Annotated in this window: 16 protein-coding genes and 1 tRNA gene; 8 read left to right on the top strand and 9 right to left on the bottom strand. The window is 47.9% G+C overall.

Annotated features, from left to right (window positions below; all coding sequences use genetic code 11):
* Window positions 1–119: 119 nt before the first annotated feature.
* On the top strand, window positions 120–1,037 hold the full coding sequence (gene thrB / locus HMPREF2711_RS10600; RefSeq protein ID WP_003748502.1) for a homoserine kinase: 918 nt from the start codon (window positions 120–122) through the stop codon (window positions 1,035–1,037).
* 42 nt (window positions 1,038–1,079) lie between these two features.
* Here thrB and HMPREF2711_RS10595 read toward each other — a convergent pair whose 3' ends face one another.
* The 4 genes from HMPREF2711_RS10595 to HMPREF2711_RS10580 all read right to left on the bottom strand — a co-directional run bounded on the left by HMPREF2711_RS10595 (window position 1,080) and on the right by HMPREF2711_RS10580 (window position 6,074).
* Complete coding sequence (locus HMPREF2711_RS10595; RefSeq protein WP_003748501.1) at window positions 1,080–2,606, bottom strand: DHA2 family efflux MFS transporter permease subunit; 1,527 nt, start codon at window positions 2,604–2,606, stop codon at window positions 1,080–1,082.
* Window positions 2,607–2,707: 101 nt separating this feature from the next.
* Complete coding sequence (locus HMPREF2711_RS10590) at window positions 2,708–3,898, bottom strand: HlyD/EmrA/EmrK family protein (protein ID WP_070616199.1); 1,191 nt, start codon at window positions 3,896–3,898, stop codon at window positions 2,708–2,710.
* Window positions 3,899–4,123: 225 nt separating this feature from the next.
* Window positions 4,124–5,530, bottom strand: a complete 1,407-nt coding sequence (locus HMPREF2711_RS10585) for an efflux transporter outer membrane subunit (protein WP_070616195.1) — start codon at window positions 5,528–5,530, stop codon at window positions 4,124–4,126.
* Between the two features lie 49 nt (window positions 5,531–5,579).
* On the bottom strand, window positions 5,580–6,074 hold the full coding sequence (locus HMPREF2711_RS10580; protein ID WP_003748495.1) for a MarR family transcriptional regulator: 495 nt from the start codon (window positions 6,072–6,074) through the stop codon (window positions 5,580–5,582).
* A 296-nt stretch (window positions 6,075–6,370) separates the two neighbouring features.
* Here HMPREF2711_RS10580 and HMPREF2711_RS10575 point away from each other — a divergent pair, with 296 nt between their 5' ends.
* Window positions 6,371–7,252, top strand: coding sequence for a prephenate dehydrogenase (locus tag HMPREF2711_RS10575; protein WP_003748493.1), 882 nt, complete (start codon window positions 6,371–6,373; stop codon window positions 7,250–7,252).
* Window positions 7,253–7,338: 86 nt separating this feature from the next.
* Here HMPREF2711_RS10575 and hisD read toward each other — a convergent pair whose 3' ends face one another.
* From hisD to HMPREF2711_RS10550, 5 genes are all read right to left on the bottom strand, one after another.
* On the bottom strand, window positions 7,339–8,637 hold the full coding sequence (gene hisD / locus HMPREF2711_RS10570) for a histidinol dehydrogenase (protein WP_003748491.1): 1,299 nt from the start codon (window positions 8,635–8,637) through the stop codon (window positions 7,339–7,341).
* Between the two features lie 48 nt (window positions 8,638–8,685).
* On the bottom strand, window positions 8,686–9,225 hold the full coding sequence (locus HMPREF2711_RS10565; RefSeq protein WP_003748489.1) for a hypothetical protein: 540 nt from the start codon (window positions 9,223–9,225) through the stop codon (window positions 8,686–8,688).
* 177 nt (window positions 9,226–9,402) lie between these two features.
* Window positions 9,403–10,128, bottom strand: a complete 726-nt coding sequence (gene nfsA, locus HMPREF2711_RS10560; protein WP_003748487.1) for an oxygen-insensitive NADPH nitroreductase — start codon at window positions 10,126–10,128, stop codon at window positions 9,403–9,405.
* A gap of 55 nt (window positions 10,129–10,183) precedes the next feature.
* A complete protein-coding gene (gene hisG / locus HMPREF2711_RS10555; protein WP_003748485.1) occupies window positions 10,184–10,837 on the bottom strand; it encodes an ATP phosphoribosyltransferase in 654 nt (217 codons plus the stop codon).
* An 82-nt stretch (window positions 10,838–10,919) separates the two neighbouring features.
* On the bottom strand, window positions 10,920–11,582 hold the full coding sequence (locus HMPREF2711_RS10550) for an SCO family protein (protein WP_003748483.1): 663 nt from the start codon (window positions 11,580–11,582) through the stop codon (window positions 10,920–10,922).
* Between the two features lie 283 nt (window positions 11,583–11,865).
* On the opposite strand from HMPREF2711_RS10550, the gene HMPREF2711_RS10545 reads away from it, so the two are divergent.
* The 6 genes from HMPREF2711_RS10545 (at window position 11,866) to porB (ending at window position 17,509) form a co-directional block, all read left to right on the top strand.
* Window positions 11,866–11,950 (top strand) — tRNA-Leu (locus HMPREF2711_RS10545).
* A gap of 391 nt (window positions 11,951–12,341) precedes the next feature.
* Complete coding sequence (ilvB, locus tag HMPREF2711_RS10540; protein WP_003748481.1) at window positions 12,342–14,069, top strand: biosynthetic-type acetolactate synthase large subunit; 1,728 nt, start codon at window positions 12,342–12,344, stop codon at window positions 14,067–14,069.
* Between the two features lie 10 nt (window positions 14,070–14,079).
* Window positions 14,080–14,571 carry an acetolactate synthase small subunit gene (gene ilvN / locus HMPREF2711_RS10535; RefSeq protein WP_003748480.1) on the top strand — a complete coding sequence of 164 codons (492 nt, stop codon included), beginning with the start codon at window positions 14,080–14,082 and terminating at the stop codon, window positions 14,569–14,571.
* Window positions 14,572–14,637: 66 nt separating this feature from the next.
* Window positions 14,638–14,931, top strand: a complete 294-nt coding sequence (locus HMPREF2711_RS10530; RefSeq protein ID WP_003748478.1) for a putative quinol monooxygenase — start codon at window positions 14,638–14,640, stop codon at window positions 14,929–14,931.
* A gap of 61 nt (window positions 14,932–14,992) precedes the next feature.
* Window positions 14,993–16,006, top strand: a complete 1,014-nt coding sequence (ilvC, locus tag HMPREF2711_RS10525; RefSeq protein ID WP_003748477.1) for a ketol-acid reductoisomerase — start codon at window positions 14,993–14,995, stop codon at window positions 16,004–16,006.
* Window positions 16,007–16,381: 375 nt separating this feature from the next.
* The gene (gene porB, locus HMPREF2711_RS10520) at window positions 16,382–17,509 is read left to right on the top strand and encodes a trimeric porin PorB (protein ID WP_003748475.1); all 1,128 of its coding nucleotides are present in this window, start codon (window positions 16,382–16,384) and stop codon (window positions 17,507–17,509) included.
* The last annotated feature ends 131 nt before the right edge of the window (window positions 17,510–17,640 follow it).

Raw genomic sequence — 17,640 nt, 5'->3', positions numbered from 1 at the left:
GCCGTCTGAAAGAGTATTTCAGACGGCCTTTTGAATTTGACCTATGCTTTAATTTATATTGTTGCCGCTTGTTTTTTGGTATGATGTTTCTTTGATTTTATTTCAGCTTCGAGTTTGCTATGTCTGTCTATACCAGTGTTTCCGACGCTCAAATGCGCGATTTCTTGCTGCAATATGATTTGGGAGATTTTGTCTCTTTGCAGGGAATTGCCCAAGGGATTACTAACAGTAATTATTTTCTGACTACCTCAACCGGTCGTTATGTATTGACTGTTTTTGAGGTTTTAAAATCAGAGGAACTGCCTTTCTTTTTAGAGCTAAACCAACACTTGAGCCAAAATGGCGTTGCCTGCGCTGCTCCGATTGCTCGTAAAGATGGTGGACTGCATTCTATTTTAGCCGGAAAACCTGCTTGTTTGGTGACCTGTTTGAATGGCTCCGATACCGGCTGGCCGACTGAGGCTCAATGTTTCCACACTGGTGCGATGTTAGCCAAAATGCATTTAGCCGGCCAAGATTTTCCTTTAAAAATGAAAAATCCTCGTTATGATGGCTGGTGGCATGATGCCTGCACCCAGTTACTCCCGGTTTTAGATAGCGAAGATGCCAAACTGCTTCAAGCTGAAATTGCTGCTTTAGATGAAAATCTTGGAGAACATTTGCCTTCCGGTATTATCCATGCCGATTTATTTAAAGACAATGTACTGCTTAATGGAGATGAAGTTTCCGGCTTTATCGATTTTTATTATGCGTGCAATGGTAATTTTATGTACGACTTGGCCATTGCAGTTAACGACTGGGCGCGGACAGCCGATAATAAATTAGACTCTGCTCTTTATGATGCTTTTATCCATGGCTATGAAAGCGTACGTCCTTTATCTGATGAAGAACGTGTATATTTCCCTACTGCACAAAGAGCCGGATGTATCCGTTTCTGGGTGTCCCGCCTGCTGGATTTCCATTTTCCTCAATCAGGCGAAATGACATTTATTAAAGATCCGAATGCATTTAGAGATCTGTTATTGAGTCTTAAATAATATATAGATAAAAGGCCGTCTGAAATTCAGACGGCCTTTTATTTAATGTCCTCCCCCACTGGAGCCGTTAAATGGTGGTCTTGCCAGCCAAATAATGGGGATCATGCTGATGAATATAATGCTGCCTGCCAAGAAGATTTCATTTGAGCCAATAATAAAGCCTTGTTGGGAAATGGTGCTATTTATCGCAGCCAGGGCTTGCTCTTTGCTCAGACCATTGGCCATCATGCCTTGAATAGATTGGTTGCTGATTGAGGACAATGAATTGATATGTTCGGTCAGCTGAGTATGATGCAGAGCTTCGCGCCGTTCCCACATGGTGCTGACAACGGATACTCCGACACCGCCCATAAAGACACGCAAGAAGTTAGACAGGCTACTGGCCGAGGCAATTTGGTTGCCTTTCATATGCGATAGCGTGATACTGGTCAAAGGCAGGAAGAACATGGCTACGCCTAAACCCTGCCAAAATTGCGGCCAAACGACGTTGCTCATATCCATACCGGCATAAAAATCGGTTCGCCAATGGAATGTGTAGGCAAACACTAAGAAGCTGGCACTGACAAACAGGCGCATATCGACGCGATTACCAAACTTACCGATAATCGGCGATAAAATAATCGGCAGAAAACCTACCGGTGCAGCAGCCAAACCGGCCCAAGTAGCGGTATAGCCGAGATTTGATTGCAACACCAAAGGCAGCAGGGTCAATGTGCCCATATAGACCATAAAGCCCAACGATGTGGCAACAACGCCTATCGTGAAGTTTCTATTTTTAAACAATGACAAATCGACAATCGGGTATTTCTCGCCCAGCTCCCAAACAATAAAATAGGTCAGAAACACCAAAGCGGTAACGCCCAAAACGATAATCTCTTCCGAGGCAAACCAGTCCAATTCCTTGCCCCTATCAAGCATCATTTGCAATGCGCCGACACCGACAATCATCAACACCAGCCCGACGTAATCAATCGGCGCCCTGACGATTTCGGTTTCCCTGTGTCTAAGCTGTTTCCAAGCGATGGAAGCGGATAAAACCCCGATTGGGATATTGATAAAGAAAATCCATCCCCAATGCCAGTTGTCAGAAATCCAACCGCCCAAAATCGGCCCCAATACAGGGGCAACAACGACGGTCATCGCCCATAAGGCCAGTGCCAATGTTCGTTTTTCAGGCGGATAGGAAGCCATCAACAGGCTTTGTGACAAGGGAATCAATGGCCCGGCGATGAAGCCTTGCAATACACGGAAAAAAACCAAGGCTTGAAGATTATGCGCCATACCACACAGCCATGACGTTACGACAAAACCAATCACGGCAGCAATAAAGATTTTAACCTCGCCAAACCGCTTGGCCAAAAAGCCGGTCAGGGGGACAGAAATGGCATTGGCTACGGCAAATGAGGTAATCACCCAAGTGCCCTGCGTGGTCGCCGCACCCAAATCTCCTGCGATAACGGGCACGGCGACGTTGGCGATGGTGCTGTCCAAGACTTCCATAAATACGGCCAAGCTGAGCGCCAACGTTGCCAACACCAGCTTAAACCCTTGTAACGGCGGATAATTCATATTTTTAAACTATAAGACAACCGCCAAAGCGGTCGATTGAAGAGAATCAATGTTTCAGACGGCCTGAGCCTTCAATAAAAGACCCAGGCCGTCTGAAAAGATTATTTTGCATATTGCTCGAAGATTTTATCGACTAAAGCATCGGCGGCTTTCCAATCCACACTTTCCGTTTCCGGCAGCGCAGTATTTCGTTCTGCTTCGGCAGTCATGGCTTTACCGCTGCCCTTCTCGGCAACATCGACTTTAACAGTCATCGACAAACCGACACGGAGCGGATTTTGTTGCAATTCTTTAGCATCCAAACTGATACGCACCGGTACACGTTGCACAACTTTAATCCAGTTGCCCGTTGCGTTTTGTGCCGGCAGTAATGAGAACGCGCTGCCCGTACCGGCCGACAAGCCCATTACCTTGCCATGGTAAACCACTTTGCTGCCGTACAAATCGGCTGTCATTTCAACAGGCTGGCCGATTTTCATTTTGCGCAGTTGCGATTCTTTAAAGTTGGCATCCACCCACAATTCAGACAGAGGTACAACGGCCATCATCGGCGTACCTTGCGCGATACGTTGACCGACTTGGACATTGCGTTTGGCAATTTGACCGCTGATTGGCGAACGGATTTGCGTACGTTGCAGATTCAGCCAAGCGTCTTTGATGTGGCTGATGGCCGTCTGAACCGCCGGTTGTTGGCGCAGCGGAATATTGCTGCCCAACGCTGCCTGAGCAGAAACTTCTTCCGCCTCAACCGCTTTCAATGCAGCCTGAGCCTGAACCACAGCGGCGCGTGCATGGCTGAGTTCTTCGCCGGAAACCGCTTCCGTACCCGCCAAAGATTCGCGGCGGCGCAAATCGGCTTGCGCACGGGCCAAATCGGCTTTGCGCAACAATACTTGCGCTTTGGCTTTTGAATTGACCGCAGTTTGCTGTTTATTTTGACGGATGGCCTGAATCAATTCATTTTGCGCGCGATCGTATGCCAGCTGAAAATCGCTGTCGTCCAAAGCCACCAAAACATCGCCTTTTTTCACGACATCCGTATCGTCATACATGACTTTGCGCACCGTGCCGTTCACCTGCGGCGTAATCATCACCAAATGACCGGCCACATAAGCATCTTCCGTTTCTTCTTCATGCTGCCAAAACAGGAAATACGCCAAAGCAACTACGGCTGCCGTAATAAGGAATAGGAGTGTAACGATAACCAAATTGCGTTTGCGATGCGTTTTTGCGCCGGAAGCGGCTACTTCCGTTTCATTTTGGACATTATTTTTTTCTGATTGAGTATCCATAAGTCCCAACTTTAAATTCTGCACATGTGATAACGATATTATTGTCTTGTCGGGTAGCTGACTTATACCATCAGCCCCCAATACGCGCGTTTAACGCGCTAAAGGGTCATATTTTATAGTTACACTCTATTCATTACAATAATTTCTTCCGGTAGCAAATGTAAATAAGGTAAGCAAAAGGCCGTCTGAAATCACTTTCAGACGGCCTGCCGTTTGATAAACCGTTTATTTCTTATTTAATTTAAAGCCTCCGCCCAATTGGGCATTGAGGTTACTCCAAGCTGTCAGATATTCTGCATGGTATTGGACTGCCGACATTTTCGTACGCACAGCTTCGTCTTGTTTTTGCAAGGCAGTCAAGCCGTTATCCAAGCCTGCACGAACGCGTCCTTTCGCATTTTGCACAGATTTATCTGCAATATTGACCATCTTGTTCCAAGTATCTTGTCGACTTTTCAAGCTTTGATAATCTACGACGGCATCTGCCGCCGAACGCATGGCGTTCAAAACAGTTTGGTCGTACACGGCAACCTGCTCGTTATATTGGGCGCGTTTGCCTGCCAATTTGGATTGCAGCGCGCCGGAAGTAAACAATGGCAGATTCAAAGCCGGAACAATGCCCAACATACCGGATGTCCGTCCGCGAATCAGATTGAACGCATCAATATGCGTCATGCCTGCCAAAACTTTCAACTCAATATTCGGATAAAACTCTGCTTCGGTTGATTTGACGATATGCCATTTCTCTTCAAGCAAGGCTTTTTGTGCCGCGATATCAGGGCGGGCCGCCAGCAAATCCGCTTCAATACGGCTAACTGGCAATGACGGCACAGCCGCCATTTTTTCCGGAACTTGTCCATTCAATGCGCCCGGTACACGGCCGGTCAATACAGCCAAACTGTTGCGGATTTTCTCGTTTTTCTGAGTCCATGCCGATTTTTCAAGCTGCAATTGTTGTTGCGCCATTTCCAGAGCGTGCAACGCATCAGCAGGCGCCAGCTGCGCTTTAACGCGTTGTTGCATCAGTTTCAATGCTTTATCCGCCAGCTCTATACGCGTATCCAGCAGCGCCAGTTGTTCTGTCGCCATCTGCCACGCAAAATATTGTGCAGCAACGGCATGAGCCAGCTCGGTGTGGACATGCTGCGCTTCATATACCGCCGCCCGGCTTTTTCCCAAAACGGCTTGAATCTGCTCTCGGTTTTTACCCCAAAAGTCAAAAACCAAGCTGCCTTGCAAGGCTGCGTTCGCCAAAACCAATGTATGGTCGGTATCGATCATACCGGCTTGAGGTTTGGGTGAAACATAAGCACCCAGACCTGTAACACCCAAGCCGACTTGCGGTTTGTTTGCGGCTCCTACAACGCCCAGCTGCGCCTGAGCCTGCTCAAACCTTGCCTTGACGACACGCAGATTGGTAGACGTCTGAATGGCGGAAGCAATCAAATTGTTTAATTTTTCATCTTTCAGCTTCATCCACCAGCCGTCTTGGGCAGTAGCGGCAGATTGGCCTTGCGGCAGCGGATAGGCTGTTGTCTCATCCAAAGGCGACTGTTTGCCGAAAGGCGCACATGCCGCCAACAGCGAAACTGCGGCAACGCATACGCTTGATTTGACCAAACCTAATTTCATACAGACTCCGTTTATGTGTGCCTGCCGCAGACCATCAGGCCTTCTGTTGTCAATTGCCCAAACGGTTCAACAGTTTACCCAACAGGTGTTGCAGCGTATCATAATCCTCTTTCGTGAAATCTTCCCACGCTTGGCCGCTCTGACGGGCAATTTGCGGCCATACTTCGTGGATGAAGGTCTCACCCGAAGGGGTCAATTTTAGCACAATCTGACGGCGGTCTTTTTGATTGATATAACGCTCTACCCAGCCGCGTTCAACCATATCGTCCGACAGGCGTGTGGCACTGGTGCGCGTCAAGTCCATCAGGTCGCTCAAGCGCGAAGGCAGGATTTCGCTGTTTGGGCTGACGTAAACCGCCATCAGGGAGAACCACAGATTTTCATTGATGCCGAACGCTTTCAGGTTTTCATTCAAATGGCTGCTCAAACGTTCGGTTACAATGCGCAACATGCGGGATACTTGGTTTTGCTGCTCGGGAAATTGAGGCAGGCGGGTGGAAAGCAAATGCATTGCATTGACTAATTCGGTTTGTGAAAAACTCATAAATTCCTTCTTTCTGAGTGAATTATTTTATCCGATACCAATCAGAATAAAATATGATGTAATAATTTACTTTAAGATACCAATTACTTACTTTAAGACGTTATACTAATTCAGATGATTATTTTAGTGTATGAAAATCTGATAATCGGTTACATGATCCTACTAAACGGATTTTTCTATGCCTAAATCATGAAAAATCGACCCTAAAAAAGGCCGTCTGAAACCTTGATTCCATCTTTCAGACGGCCTCGATGACAGATTAAAATAAGCTTTTCCACTTAAACCGGATGCAAACCATGAACACTTCCGCCTTCTTCCCCCACATTACCCTTATCGGCGTCGGTTTAATCGGCGGTTCGTTCATGCTCGACCTCAAACGCTTGGGGCTGGTGCAAAGCGTTACCGGCATCGACACCAATGCCGACAACCTCAATTACGCGCTCGACTGCGGCATCATCGACCATGCCTGCCCGAATATTTGCGCCGAAAGCATCGGCAATGCCGATTTGGTTTTGATTGCCACGCCGGTCTCCGTCCTGCCTGACGTATGCCGCGACATCAAGCCTTTCTTAAAAGAAACGGCCTGCGTTTCCGATGTCGGCAGCACCAAACAATCGGCACTCAATGCCTTCCGCACCCATTTGTCCGAACGCCTGCCGCAATGTTTTGCCGCCCACCCGATTGCAGGTTCGGATCAAAGCGGCGCAAAATCCGCGCGTTGCGGTTTGTTTCAAAACAGCCGCCTGATCATTACCTTGCACGGCCAAGAGGCTTCAGACGGCCTAAGACGGTTGAAAAGCCTGTGGCAGGCGGTTGGTTCGCAGATTTTCACCATGAGTGCCGAAGAACATGACAATATTTTTGCCGCCGTTTCCCACTTACCGCATTTGGCCGCCTTTGCCTATGTCCACGCTTTGTTCGACCATCCGCACGGCAAAGACTATCTCCCCTATGCCGCCACCGGCTTTCGCGACTTTACCCGCATTGCCTCCAGCCACCCTGCCGTCTGGACAGACATCTGCCTGGCCAACCGCCCTGCCCTGCTCAAACTGACCGGAGATTTGAAAGAACAATTATCCAAATTGGAACAACTCCTTTCAGACGGCAACAAAACCGAGCTTTACCGTTATTTTGAAGAAGCCGCACAAATGCGTAATGACTGGCTGAAAAACCGTTAAACCTGTTTTCAGACGGCCTGATGCCTTATCGGCCAAACCTTCATCACAATAAAAAGGGCATCTGTTTAGATGCCCTTTTTGATTTCTTACGGATTGTCTTTCAAACGGAACTCAGCCGCTCTGGCGTGCGCAGTCAAACTTTCGCCATGCGCCAACACGCTGGCGGTTTTGCCCAATTTCTGCGCGCCTTGTTCTGAAACCTGAATCAGACTGGAGCGTTTTTGGAAATCATATGTTCCCAAAGGAGAAGAGAAACGCGCCGTGCGGCTGGTCGGCAAAACGTGGTTGGGGCCGGCGCAATAGTCGCCCAGGCTTTCACTGGTATAGCGTCCCATGAAAATCGCGCCGGCGTGGCGGATTTTTTTCGCCCACTCTTGCGGATTCTCAACCGACAATTCCAAGTGTTCGGGAGAAATATGGTTGGCGATTTCGCAGGCTTCGTCCAAGTCTTTAGCCAAAATCATTGCGCCGCGGTTGCCCAATGAAGCTTCAATAATCGCACGGCGCGGCATGGTTTCAATCAGGCGGTTCATGGCCGTCTGAACTTCGTCCAAATACGCTTGGGAAGTACCGATCAAAATCGCTTGTGCAATTTCATCGTGTTCCGCCTGACTGAACAAATCCATCGCCACCCAATCGGCAGGCGTCGTACCATCGGCAATCACCAAAATTTCAGACGGCCCTGCCACCATATCAATGCCGACCACACCGAACACGCGTCGTTTGGCCGCAGCGACAAAAGCATTGCCCGGGCCGGTAATCTTATCGACTTGAGGCACAGATTCCGTACCATAAGCCAAAGCCGCAACTGCCTGCGCGCCGCCGACCGTAAACACTTTGGTTACACCAGCCACAAAAGCAGCCGCCAACACAATATCGTTGCGCTCGCCTTTCGGAGTGGGAACAACCATGATGATTTCTTTCACGCCGGCAACGTGGGCAGGCATGGCGTTCATGATGACGGAACTCGGATAAGCGGCTTTACCGCCCGGAACATAAATACCGACACGGTCAAGCGGCGTAATCTGTTGGCCCAAAAGCGTGCCGTCTTCGTCTTCGTAAGTCCACGACTCCATTTTTTGGTGTTTATGGTAGCTTTCCACCCGTCTCGCGGCTGTTTTCAAGGCCGTCTGAATGTTTTCGGGCAAACGCTCAAACGCAGACTGCAAATCGTCTTGCGTCAGGATTAAATCGTCGATGGTTTGAGCGGATGTACCGTCAAAGCGGTTGGTATATTCAATCAACGCTGCATCGCCGCGTTTTTGAACATCGGCGCAGATGTCGGCGACAATACGGTCTATTTCAGGATTTTGCGCGGTTTCAAAAGCAAGTAACGCTTTGAGTCCGGCTTGAAAATCAGGGGATTGAGTGTCGAGTTTCTTCATGGTTTGCTCTCTTCTTTGTTTCTATATCTCTACGAAAATCCTACCTAGCTATTCTTTGATCACGTTTTGGCACTTTTCATCCCAGTATACCTTCCATCTACCATGTTTTTTAGCAAAAAAAACCGTAAACTCATCATTTACATAATCGGCAACATAGCGAAGATTAGGAGGATTTTCATCAAAACTTAATATCCAAGGATGGAAGTAAAAGGTTTTCTCCCACCTCTTCTGAGTATAGCCGAGATTCTTGGCAAACTGAGGGATGGGTTGTTGCATCTCACTTTCCAAATAGGACTGAATGGCATTGTCAATACTATTTAAACGAGCTAATAGTTGCTTAAACTGGTCTTCCTCCTCAATTTTGAAATCACCTATGAACTCAAATTCTGCAAAGTCTATAGAAAATTCAAATAATGTGATTTTACCATCCTCAGCATAGTGCCCATCTTCATCAACACAACAACGAGTTCCTGACTTCAACACTCGCTCAAAATCTAGATCCGCAAAGCGATTACGGGGAAGTATTGACTCACGCTCTTGAGATTTTTGGGATTTTTTACTAAATAACTGCTTAAATATCTGAAGCATCGCATCTCTCTATTCTTCCTCAACAACATCAGCTATGAAGTCATTTCTGTTTATCCCAAGCACTTAAACCGATTGGAATAGACCTACTTAACCAGCGCAACTGAGAATTATCTTTATATATTTCTTTTCCAGTTCTTATGTTCAGACGGCCTCAGCCACATACAGGCCGTCTGAACATTATCTTTTCAAAAAACCTTTTTTCTGCAAAAACGCCAACATATGCGGCCGCACGGGATTGCCCAAGGTTTTGGCCAGCGATTCCTTCCAAGGTATCGGGCTGCCCTTGCGTAACTCATAATAATCCGCCACGGCCTGATTATAGGTTTCAACCGCATCGGCATTCAGGCTTGGGCAGGCGTTTTCGGCGTACACCATTTCCTTCGGCAGGCGCGGTTTGAACGGCGGGTCTTGGTCGGGATAACCAAGGCAGAGTCCCACCAAAGGCACGCAATAATCCGGCAGGCTCAATACGTCCGACACTTTTTGCGCATTATTGCGCAATGCGCCGATATACACGCCACCCAGCCCAAGCGATTCGGCAGCTAGCAAGACGTTTTGCGCCATAATGCCTGCATCGACCGCGCCAATCAGGGTGACTTCCGCCCAATCAATTTGCGCATCGGGAAACATTGCCTTGTGTTTGGAGAAATCAATGCAAAACAATAAAAATTCCGCACAATGGACAATATAAGGTGCGCTTCCAGCCGCTTCATGTATTCCCTGCCTCAGCGCAAGGTCGGATACGCGGATGATGGAAACGCATTGCAGGTTGTTGGAAGTCGAAGCCTGCTGCCCCGCACGCACCAGCGTATCGAGGATTTCATCGGTAATCGGCTCGGAAGTAAACCTGCGGATGGAGCGATGGGAAAGAATCGTATCGAGTGTCGGTTTGCTTTGCATCATGACGGGGCTTTCAAACTGGGTTGGCAAACAGGTTTGCAATATCTATCCAAAATTTTCAGACGGCCTTAGCGGCATTTTCAAATGCCTGAATAATCGGATTCAACAGCGCATATTTGGTTTTCAATGCCGCCTTGTTGACCACCAAGCGGCTGGAAATATCAGCCACATGTTCTACAGCTTCCAAACCATTGGCCTTCAATGTATTGCCGCTGGAAACCAAATCAACAATCGCGTCGCTCAAACCGACCAAAGGCGCAAGCTCCATCGAGCCGTACAGTTTGATGATGTCCACATGCACACCTTTGCCGGCAAAATGTTCGGCGGCGATGTCGGGATATTTGGTGGCAATCCGCAAGCGGCTGCCGGGTTGGGAAGCAGCGGCATAATCAAAACCTTTTTTAACCGCAACCATCATGCGGCATGAGGCGATGTGCAAATCCAAAGGTTGATACAAACCGTCTCCGCCATGCTCGATCAGCACATCCTTCCCGGCAATGCCGAAGTCCGCCGCACCATATTGCACATAAGTCGGCACATCAGTCGCGCGCACAATCACCAAACGGATGTTGTCATGATTGGTACCAATAATCAGCTTGCGCGACTTTTCCGGCTCTTCCGCAGGCACAATACCGGCTGCGGCCAACAGCGGCAGGGTTTCCTCAAAAATCCGTCCTTTGGATAAAGCAATCGTTAAAAGTGTGTCGGTCATTTTTTTCTTTTCCTTTGCCGTATCAAAAGCAAGAAGGCCGTCTGAAATCTACAACCCATTTCAGACGGCCTCAACTACGATTTTACAATAAAGTTTTCACATCGGCTGCAATCGTTTCAGGCTCGCTGCCGTAAGGCGAGAAAATCGCCACTTCGCCGTTTTTATCAATCAAATATGCGCCTGAAGAGTGGTCGACCAAATAGTTTTCACTGTCTTCTTTTTGGTTCACTTTAGCCGATACCACACGGTATTGCTGTTTGATGACAGGCAGGCTTTGATCGCCGGTGGCCGTCAGTCCGATAAAATCAGGGTTGAACTGTTTGGCGTATTTGCCGATTACTTCAGGCGTATCGCGCTCAGGGTCGATGCTGACGAATACCACTTTCACGTCTTTAGCCTGGTCGCCCAATTGTTTCAAAGTGTCGCTGTAAGTCAGCAACTCGGTCGGGCACACGTCAGGACAGTGGGTATAACCGAAAGACAGGATAACCACTTTGCCTTTCAAATCACTCAGGCTGAAAGGTTTGCCGTCGCCATCGGTCAACGTAAAATCGCCGCCAATGTCTTCTTTGCGCATATCGGTACCACGCGCTTGCGCTTTGGCAGTAGATTCACCGGAAGCGGCAGGTGCGGCAGAAGCGGCAGGCGCCGAAGAAGCCTCTTTGGCTTCCTCTTTAGGATGACAAGCAGCCAGGGTGGCCAACGCAATAGCACTGAGTAAGAAAGTTCGTGTGACGGAAAGCATAAATTTTCTCCAAAACCGTTTCAAATAAATAAGGCCAAACAACCACCCGGCCAGTCTAAAAACAAAACATCTTCATATTAACGCGTTTGACACATTAAAAGTAGCCCTTTTTGTAGATAAATACCGTTTTTTTGTTTTAAAAACCTGCCTTCCATTTGGACAGGCATTAAACTCAAAAAGTTTAATTCATTAAAAATCAAACAAATATAAAAATAATTCAATTTTTTTTCAAATACCGCTTTACAAGATTCGAGAACTCGCTATAATGACGACTTCTTCGCTAGCCCAGGTGGCGAAATTGGTAGACGCAGGGGACTCAAAATCCCCCGCCGCAAGGTGTGTCGGTTCGAGTCCGACCCTGGGCACCAAATTTAAAAAACCTCTTGATTCAGTCAAGAGGTTTTTTGCTATTCGTCATTTGCAAAAAAACCTTCTCCTTACTCAAACTGTCAACAATCCATCCACACCAAGATCAATAAAACTGTTTTTTTATTTCTTTAAAATCAACCTTCAATCTATTTTCCCGTTTCAAATGTTAAAAGATGAAAGATTTTATCTTGATTGAACAGTCGGTTTGCGTTATCTTTTCTACTCTTTTTCACAAACTCTGTGTTCCTTTCCAATTGTTTGGACAGTCTGACTGTCGCCGTATTCCCTCAATGCGCGTACCCTAAATCGCTGCTTGGCGGAATTGCATTACAGGTGCTGTGGTGAGGCGGATTGTTCCTATTGGTTAGAAACCGCATAAAAGAGGTCAATATGCAATTATCAGGCGCACAAATCGTCGTGCAAAGTCTCAAAGCCGAAGGTGTTGAATACGTATTCGGCTATCCCGGTGGTGCGGTTATCGAAATCTACGATGCCATTTTCCAACTCAACAAATTCAAGCACATTCTAACCCGCCATGAGCAGGCAGCCGTACATGCGGCAGATGCCTATGCCCGCGTCAGCGGCAAAGTCGGTGTAGCCTTGGTAACTTCCGGCCCGGGCGTAACCAACGCATTGACCGGCATTGCCACCGCGTACAGCGATTCTATCCCCCTGGTCGTCATCAGCGGCCAAGTGGGCAACTCCCTCATCGGTACAGATGCGTTCCAAGAAGTGGATACGGTCGGAATCACCCGCCCTTGTGTTAAACACAACTTTTTGGTTACCAATATTGGCGAGCTGGCTGATACGATTAAAAAAGCCTTCCAAATTGCCGCCAGCGGCCGTCCGGGCCCCGTTGTCGTCGATATTCCTAAAGACGTAACCCAAGCGATGGCCAAATTCAGCTATCCGCAAGAAGACATCTTCATCCGCTCCTACCAACCGGTTGTACAAGGCCACATCGGCCAAATTAAAAAAGCCGTACAAATGCTGGCTTCTGCCAAACGCCCCATCGTTTACTTCGGCGGCGGCGTGGTATTGGGCAATGCCTCCGAGGAAATGACCCAATTTATCCGCATGACCGGCGTACCCTGTACTGGCACATTAATGGGTTTAGGCGCTTACCCTTCCAGCGACCGCCAATTCTTGGGCATGTTGGGCATGCACGGTACCTACGAGGCCAATTTGGCGATGCAAAATGCAGACGTCGTTTTGGCAATCGGTGCGCGCTTTGACGACCGCGTTGTTTCCGTACCGTCAAAATTTTTAGACAAACCCAAAAAAATCATCCATATCGACATCGACCCATCCAGCATTGCCAAACGCGTTAAAGTGGACATTCCGATTGTCGGCGATGTTAAAAACGTATTGACCGAAATAATTCATCTGTGGGGCAAACAAGAAACTGCGCCTTCAGCTGACTCATTGGACAAATGGTGGAAAACCATCGAAGAATGGCGTTCGCACAACTGCCTGTGGTTTGAAAACGACAGCGAAATTATTAAACCGCAATACGTTGTTCAAAAACTGGCAGAAATTACCAAAAACTCAGCCATTATTACTTCCGACGTTGGCCAACACCAAATGTTTGCCGCTCAATATTATCCATTCGAGCGTCCCCGCCAATGGCTCAATTCCGGCGGTCTGGGTACGATGGGTGTAGGCCTGCCTTACGCCCTCGGTGCCAAACTGGCGGCTCCGGAACAAGACGTCTTCTGTATCACAGGCGAAGGCTCTATTCAAATGAATATCCAAGAGCTGTCCACCTGCTTCCAATATAATGTCCCCATCAATGTCGTTACATTGAACAATGGCTATTTGGGTATGGTTCGCCAATGGCAGGAGCTGTATTATGGCAACCGCGAATCGGAAACCTATTTCGATTCATTGCCCGACTTTGTCAAACTGGCCGAATCCTACGGCCATATCGGCATCCGTGTGGACAAAAAATCCGACGTCGAAGGCGCCCTGTTGGAAGCATTAAACCAAAAAGACCGTTTGGTATTCCTCGACTTTTTGACAGACAAGAAACAAAACGTACTGCCTATGGTCGGCAACGGCAAAGGTTTGGATGAAATGGTTCTGCCGCCGCACATGCGCGATATTGCAAAAGCGTAAGGAGAAAGAAATGCGACATATCTTATCTATTCTGATGGAAAACGAATCAGGTGCGATGAGCCGTGTGGTAGGTTTGTTCTCCGCACGCGATTACAACATCGACTCCCTGGCCGTAGCCCCAACCGAAGACAAAACCTTGTCCCGTATGACCATTGTTACCCACGGCGATGAGCACGTTATCGAGCAAATCACCAAACAACTCAACAAACTGATTGAAGTTGTCAAAGTGGTTGACTTGAACGAAAGCCGTTTTGTCGAACGCGAACTGATGTTGGTAAAAGTCCGCGCCGTCGGCAAAGACCGCGACGAATTCCTGCGATTGACCGAAATCTACCGCGGCAGCGTTATTGACGTAACAGACCGCAGCTATACCATCGAAATCACAGGTTCTACCGAAAAACTCGACTCTTTCCTCGAAACAGTCGGTCGTGCTCAAATTTTGGAAACCGTACGTACAGGCGCAGCCGGCATCGGCCGCGGCGAGCGTATTTTGAAAATTTAACGCTGTATCGTTCAGACGGCCTGTTACTTTCAACAAAGGCCGTCTGAAAAACAGCAGGAGACAAACATGTCAAGCATCCAAATCGTTGCATTAGTTACCGTCAAACCCGAATACACCGAGGTTCTGGCTGCCCAATTTAAAGAATTGGTCAAAGCCAGCCGTGCAGAAGAAGGCAACATCAGCTACGACCTGCACCAAGAAATCGGCAAACCCAACCGTTTCGTATTCGTAGAAAATTGGAAATCCCAAGCAGCTATTGACGAACACAATGCCAGCGAACATTTCCAAAACTTCGTCAAATCCATCGAAGGAAAAACCGAAGCATTGGAAATCGTCTTGATGAACCAAGTCCCTGCTTAACCCCCTATTACTTTTAACTCAACCCGGATTGTCCGGAACCCTCTTACACTAAGGAAATAAAATGCAAGTTTATTACGATAAAGACGCTGACCTTTCTCTGATCAAAGGCAAAACCGTTGCCATCATCGGTTACGGCTCACAAGGTCACGCACACGCAGCAAACCTGAAAGATTCCGGCGTAAATGTCGTCATCGGTCTGCGCCAAGGCGGCTCTTGGAAAAAAGCCGAAGCAGCCGGCCACGACGTGCGCACCGTTGCCGAAGCAACCAAAGCAGCCGACGTTGTGATGATTCTGTTGCCTGACGAAAACCAACCTATCGTATACAAAAACGAAATCGAGCCAAACTTGAAAGAAGGCGCAGTATTGGCATTCGCTCACGGCTTCAACGTACACTACAACCAAATCGTACCCCGTGCCGACCTCGACGTTATCATGGTTGCCCCTAAAGGCCCAGGCCACACCGTGCGCAGCGAATTCCTGAAAGGCGGCGGCGTGCCTTCCCTGATCGCCGTTTACCAAGATAAAAGCGACAAAGCACGCGACATCGCCCTGTCTTACGCCGCAGCCAACGGCGGCACCAAAGGCGGCGTAATCGAAACCAACTTCCGCGAAGAAACCGAAACCGACCTCTTCGGCGAACAAGCCGTATTGTGCGGCGGCGTGGTCGAATTGATCAAAACCGGCTTCGAAACCCTGACCGAAGCAGGCTACGCCCCAGAAATGGCCTACTTCGAATGCCTGCACGAAATGAAGCTCATCGTTGACCTGATTTACGAAGGCGGCATCGCCAACATGAACTACTCCATTTCCAACAATGCAGAGTACGGCGAATACGTAACCGGCGTCGAAGTCATCAACGACAAATCCCGCGAAGCCATGCGCAATGCCCTCAAACGCATCCAAACCGGCGAATACGCTAAAATGTTCATCCAAGAAGGTGCCGTCAACTATGCCAGCATGACAGCCCGTCGCCGTCTGACCGCTGATCACCAAATTGAAAAAGTCGGCGCTCAACTGCGTTCTATGATGCCTTGGATTGCCAAAAACAAACTGGTTGACCAAGACAAAAACTAATCTGTCTTTCAATCAAATAAAACCTGCCCGAGCAATCAGGCAGGTTTTTTATATATTTGCAAACCCAATACACGATAAGGCCGTCTGAAAACGCGATAAACAATATTCACAACCCAATTCTATATACCCCATATTTTATAGCCATCCCAAAATTCCCTTTTAGAAAAACACATTACAAAATAAAAGGCAGTCTCCCACTTCCACCCTGTCTGTAAAAAACAACGTTTCCCCGCAAAAATCACTCAAAACAAGAGGAAAATTTGTTTTCCTAGGCCATAACCTTTATATTATGGTCATGGAATCGTTGAAAGAGAACGATATCGTAATAAGAAGAACGAATGCTCGCTTCTTCACACTTAAAAAAGGAAAACAGCAATGAAAAAATCACTGATTGCCCTGACTCTGGCGGCTCTGCCTGTTGCAGCTATGGCTGACGTAACTCTGTACGGTCAAATTAAAGCTGGCGTTGAAGTATCCAAAGTAAAATTGGGTGAACAAACTGCTGCTAAACTGGGTCACGAGAAAAGCTCTAAAACTGCTACCGAAATCGCTGACTTCGGCTCACGTATCGGCTTTAAAGGCCACGAACACTTGGGTAACAACCTGAATGCCATCTGGCAAGTTGAACAAAACACTTCTATCGCCGGTGGCGACAAAGAGTGGGCTTCTCGCGAATCCTTCATCGGTTTGGAAGGTGGCTTCGGTAAAATTCGTGCCGGTAAATTAAACTCTACTGTTAAAGACTCTAGCGACAATGTTGACCAATGGGAAAGCAACAACGGCGCTTTGAATATGTCTGTATTTACCCGTGTTGACGAACGTGCAGTATCTGTACGCTACGACAGCCCTGTATTCTCAGGCTTCAGCGCAAGCGTACAATACACTCCACGCGACAACGCTAACCCTTCTGACAAATACACTCACAACGACGCTACCCGTGACACTTACTACGCTGGCCTGAACTACGAAAACTCTGGCTTCTTCGGTCAATACGCCGGTGGTTTCCGTAAAAACGCCGTTTCTGAAAAAGACGGTCACGTACACCGCTTGGTAGGTGGTTACGATGCTAACAACCTGTTCGTATCTGTAGCCGGTCAATACGCTAAAAACTGGGAAACTTTGGGTGACTACGCTGAAGCCCAATCTAACGGTGTTGTAACTTCTGCTATGCGTGCTGCCGGTACTAACGCTTCTAACGTAGTATTCGGTACTGCTGCTGGCTTGGACAGCCGTCCTGCTGAAACCATCGAAGTTGCCGCTACTGCCGCTTACCGCGCCGGTAACGTAACTCCTCGCGTTTCTTACGCTCACGGCTTCAAAGCTAAAGTTGACGGCGAAAAACTGAAAGGCACTCAATACGACCAAGTTATCGTTGGTGCTGACTATGACTTCTCTAAACGCACTACTGCTTTGGTTTCTGCCGGCTGGTTGCGTGGTGCTGAGTCTGGCCCTCACAAAGTTGAAACCATCTCTGGTTTGGTTGGCCTGCGTCACAAATTCTAATCTTCGGATTAGTATGAAAAAGAGCCTGTTTTATGCAGGCTCTTTTTTTATTCCCATTACCTACCCTCAACGAAAATTAATTTAAGTGTTGATATATAAAAAGGCCGTCTGAAACCAATTGGTTTCAGACG

Origin of the sequence: Neisseria sp. HMSC070A01, from assembly GCF_001810165.1 — a bacterium.
Taxonomy (GTDB): Bacteria; Pseudomonadota; Gammaproteobacteria; order Burkholderiales; family Neisseriaceae; genus Neisseria.
The sequence above is the reverse complement of the archived record's forward strand: the minus strand, read 5'-3'. Positions and strand labels throughout refer to the sequence as shown.

What these genes read in the sequence shown, in the direction of transcription:
- thrB (WP_003748502.1), top strand. Translation starts at nt 120, where the DNA reads ATGTCTGTCTATACCAGTGTTTCCGACGCTCAAATGCGCGATTTCTTG.
- HMPREF2711_RS10595 (WP_003748501.1), bottom strand. Translation starts at nt 2,606, where the DNA reads ATGAATTATCCGCCGTTACAAGGGTTTAAGCTGGTGTTGGCAACGTTG.
- HMPREF2711_RS10590 (WP_070616199.1), bottom strand. Translation starts at nt 3,898, where the DNA reads ATGGATACTCAATCAGAAAAAAATAATGTCCAAAATGAAACGGAAGTA.
- HMPREF2711_RS10585 (WP_070616195.1), bottom strand. Translation starts at nt 5,530, where the DNA reads ATGAAATTAGGTTTGGTCAAATCAAGCGTATGCGTTGCCGCAGTTTCG.
- HMPREF2711_RS10580 (WP_003748495.1), bottom strand. Translation starts at nt 6,074, where the DNA reads ATGAGTTTTTCACAAACCGAATTAGTCAATGCAATGCATTTGCTTTCC.
- HMPREF2711_RS10575 (WP_003748493.1), top strand. Translation starts at nt 6,371, where the DNA reads ATGAACACTTCCGCCTTCTTCCCCCACATTACCCTTATCGGCGTCGGT.
- hisD (WP_003748491.1), bottom strand. Translation starts at nt 8,637, where the DNA reads ATGAAGAAACTCGACACTCAATCCCCTGATTTTCAAGCCGGACTCAAA.
- HMPREF2711_RS10565 (WP_003748489.1), bottom strand. Translation starts at nt 9,225, where the DNA reads ATGCTTCAGATATTTAAGCAGTTATTTAGTAAAAAATCCCAAAAATCT.
- nfsA (WP_003748487.1), bottom strand. Translation starts at nt 10,128, where the DNA reads ATGATGCAAAGCAAACCGACACTCGATACGATTCTTTCCCATCGCTCC.
- hisG (WP_003748485.1), bottom strand. Translation starts at nt 10,837, where the DNA reads ATGACCGACACACTTTTAACGATTGCTTTATCCAAAGGACGGATTTTT.
- HMPREF2711_RS10550 (WP_003748483.1), bottom strand. Translation starts at nt 11,582, where the DNA reads ATGCTTTCCGTCACACGAACTTTCTTACTCAGTGCTATTGCGTTGGCC.
- ilvB (WP_003748481.1), top strand. Translation starts at nt 12,342, where the DNA reads ATGCAATTATCAGGCGCACAAATCGTCGTGCAAAGTCTCAAAGCCGAA.
- ilvN (WP_003748480.1), top strand. Translation starts at nt 14,080, where the DNA reads ATGCGACATATCTTATCTATTCTGATGGAAAACGAATCAGGTGCGATG.
- HMPREF2711_RS10530 (WP_003748478.1), top strand. Translation starts at nt 14,638, where the DNA reads ATGTCAAGCATCCAAATCGTTGCATTAGTTACCGTCAAACCCGAATAC.
- ilvC (WP_003748477.1), top strand. Translation starts at nt 14,993, where the DNA reads ATGCAAGTTTATTACGATAAAGACGCTGACCTTTCTCTGATCAAAGGC.
- porB (WP_003748475.1), top strand. Translation starts at nt 16,382, where the DNA reads ATGAAAAAATCACTGATTGCCCTGACTCTGGCGGCTCTGCCTGTTGCA.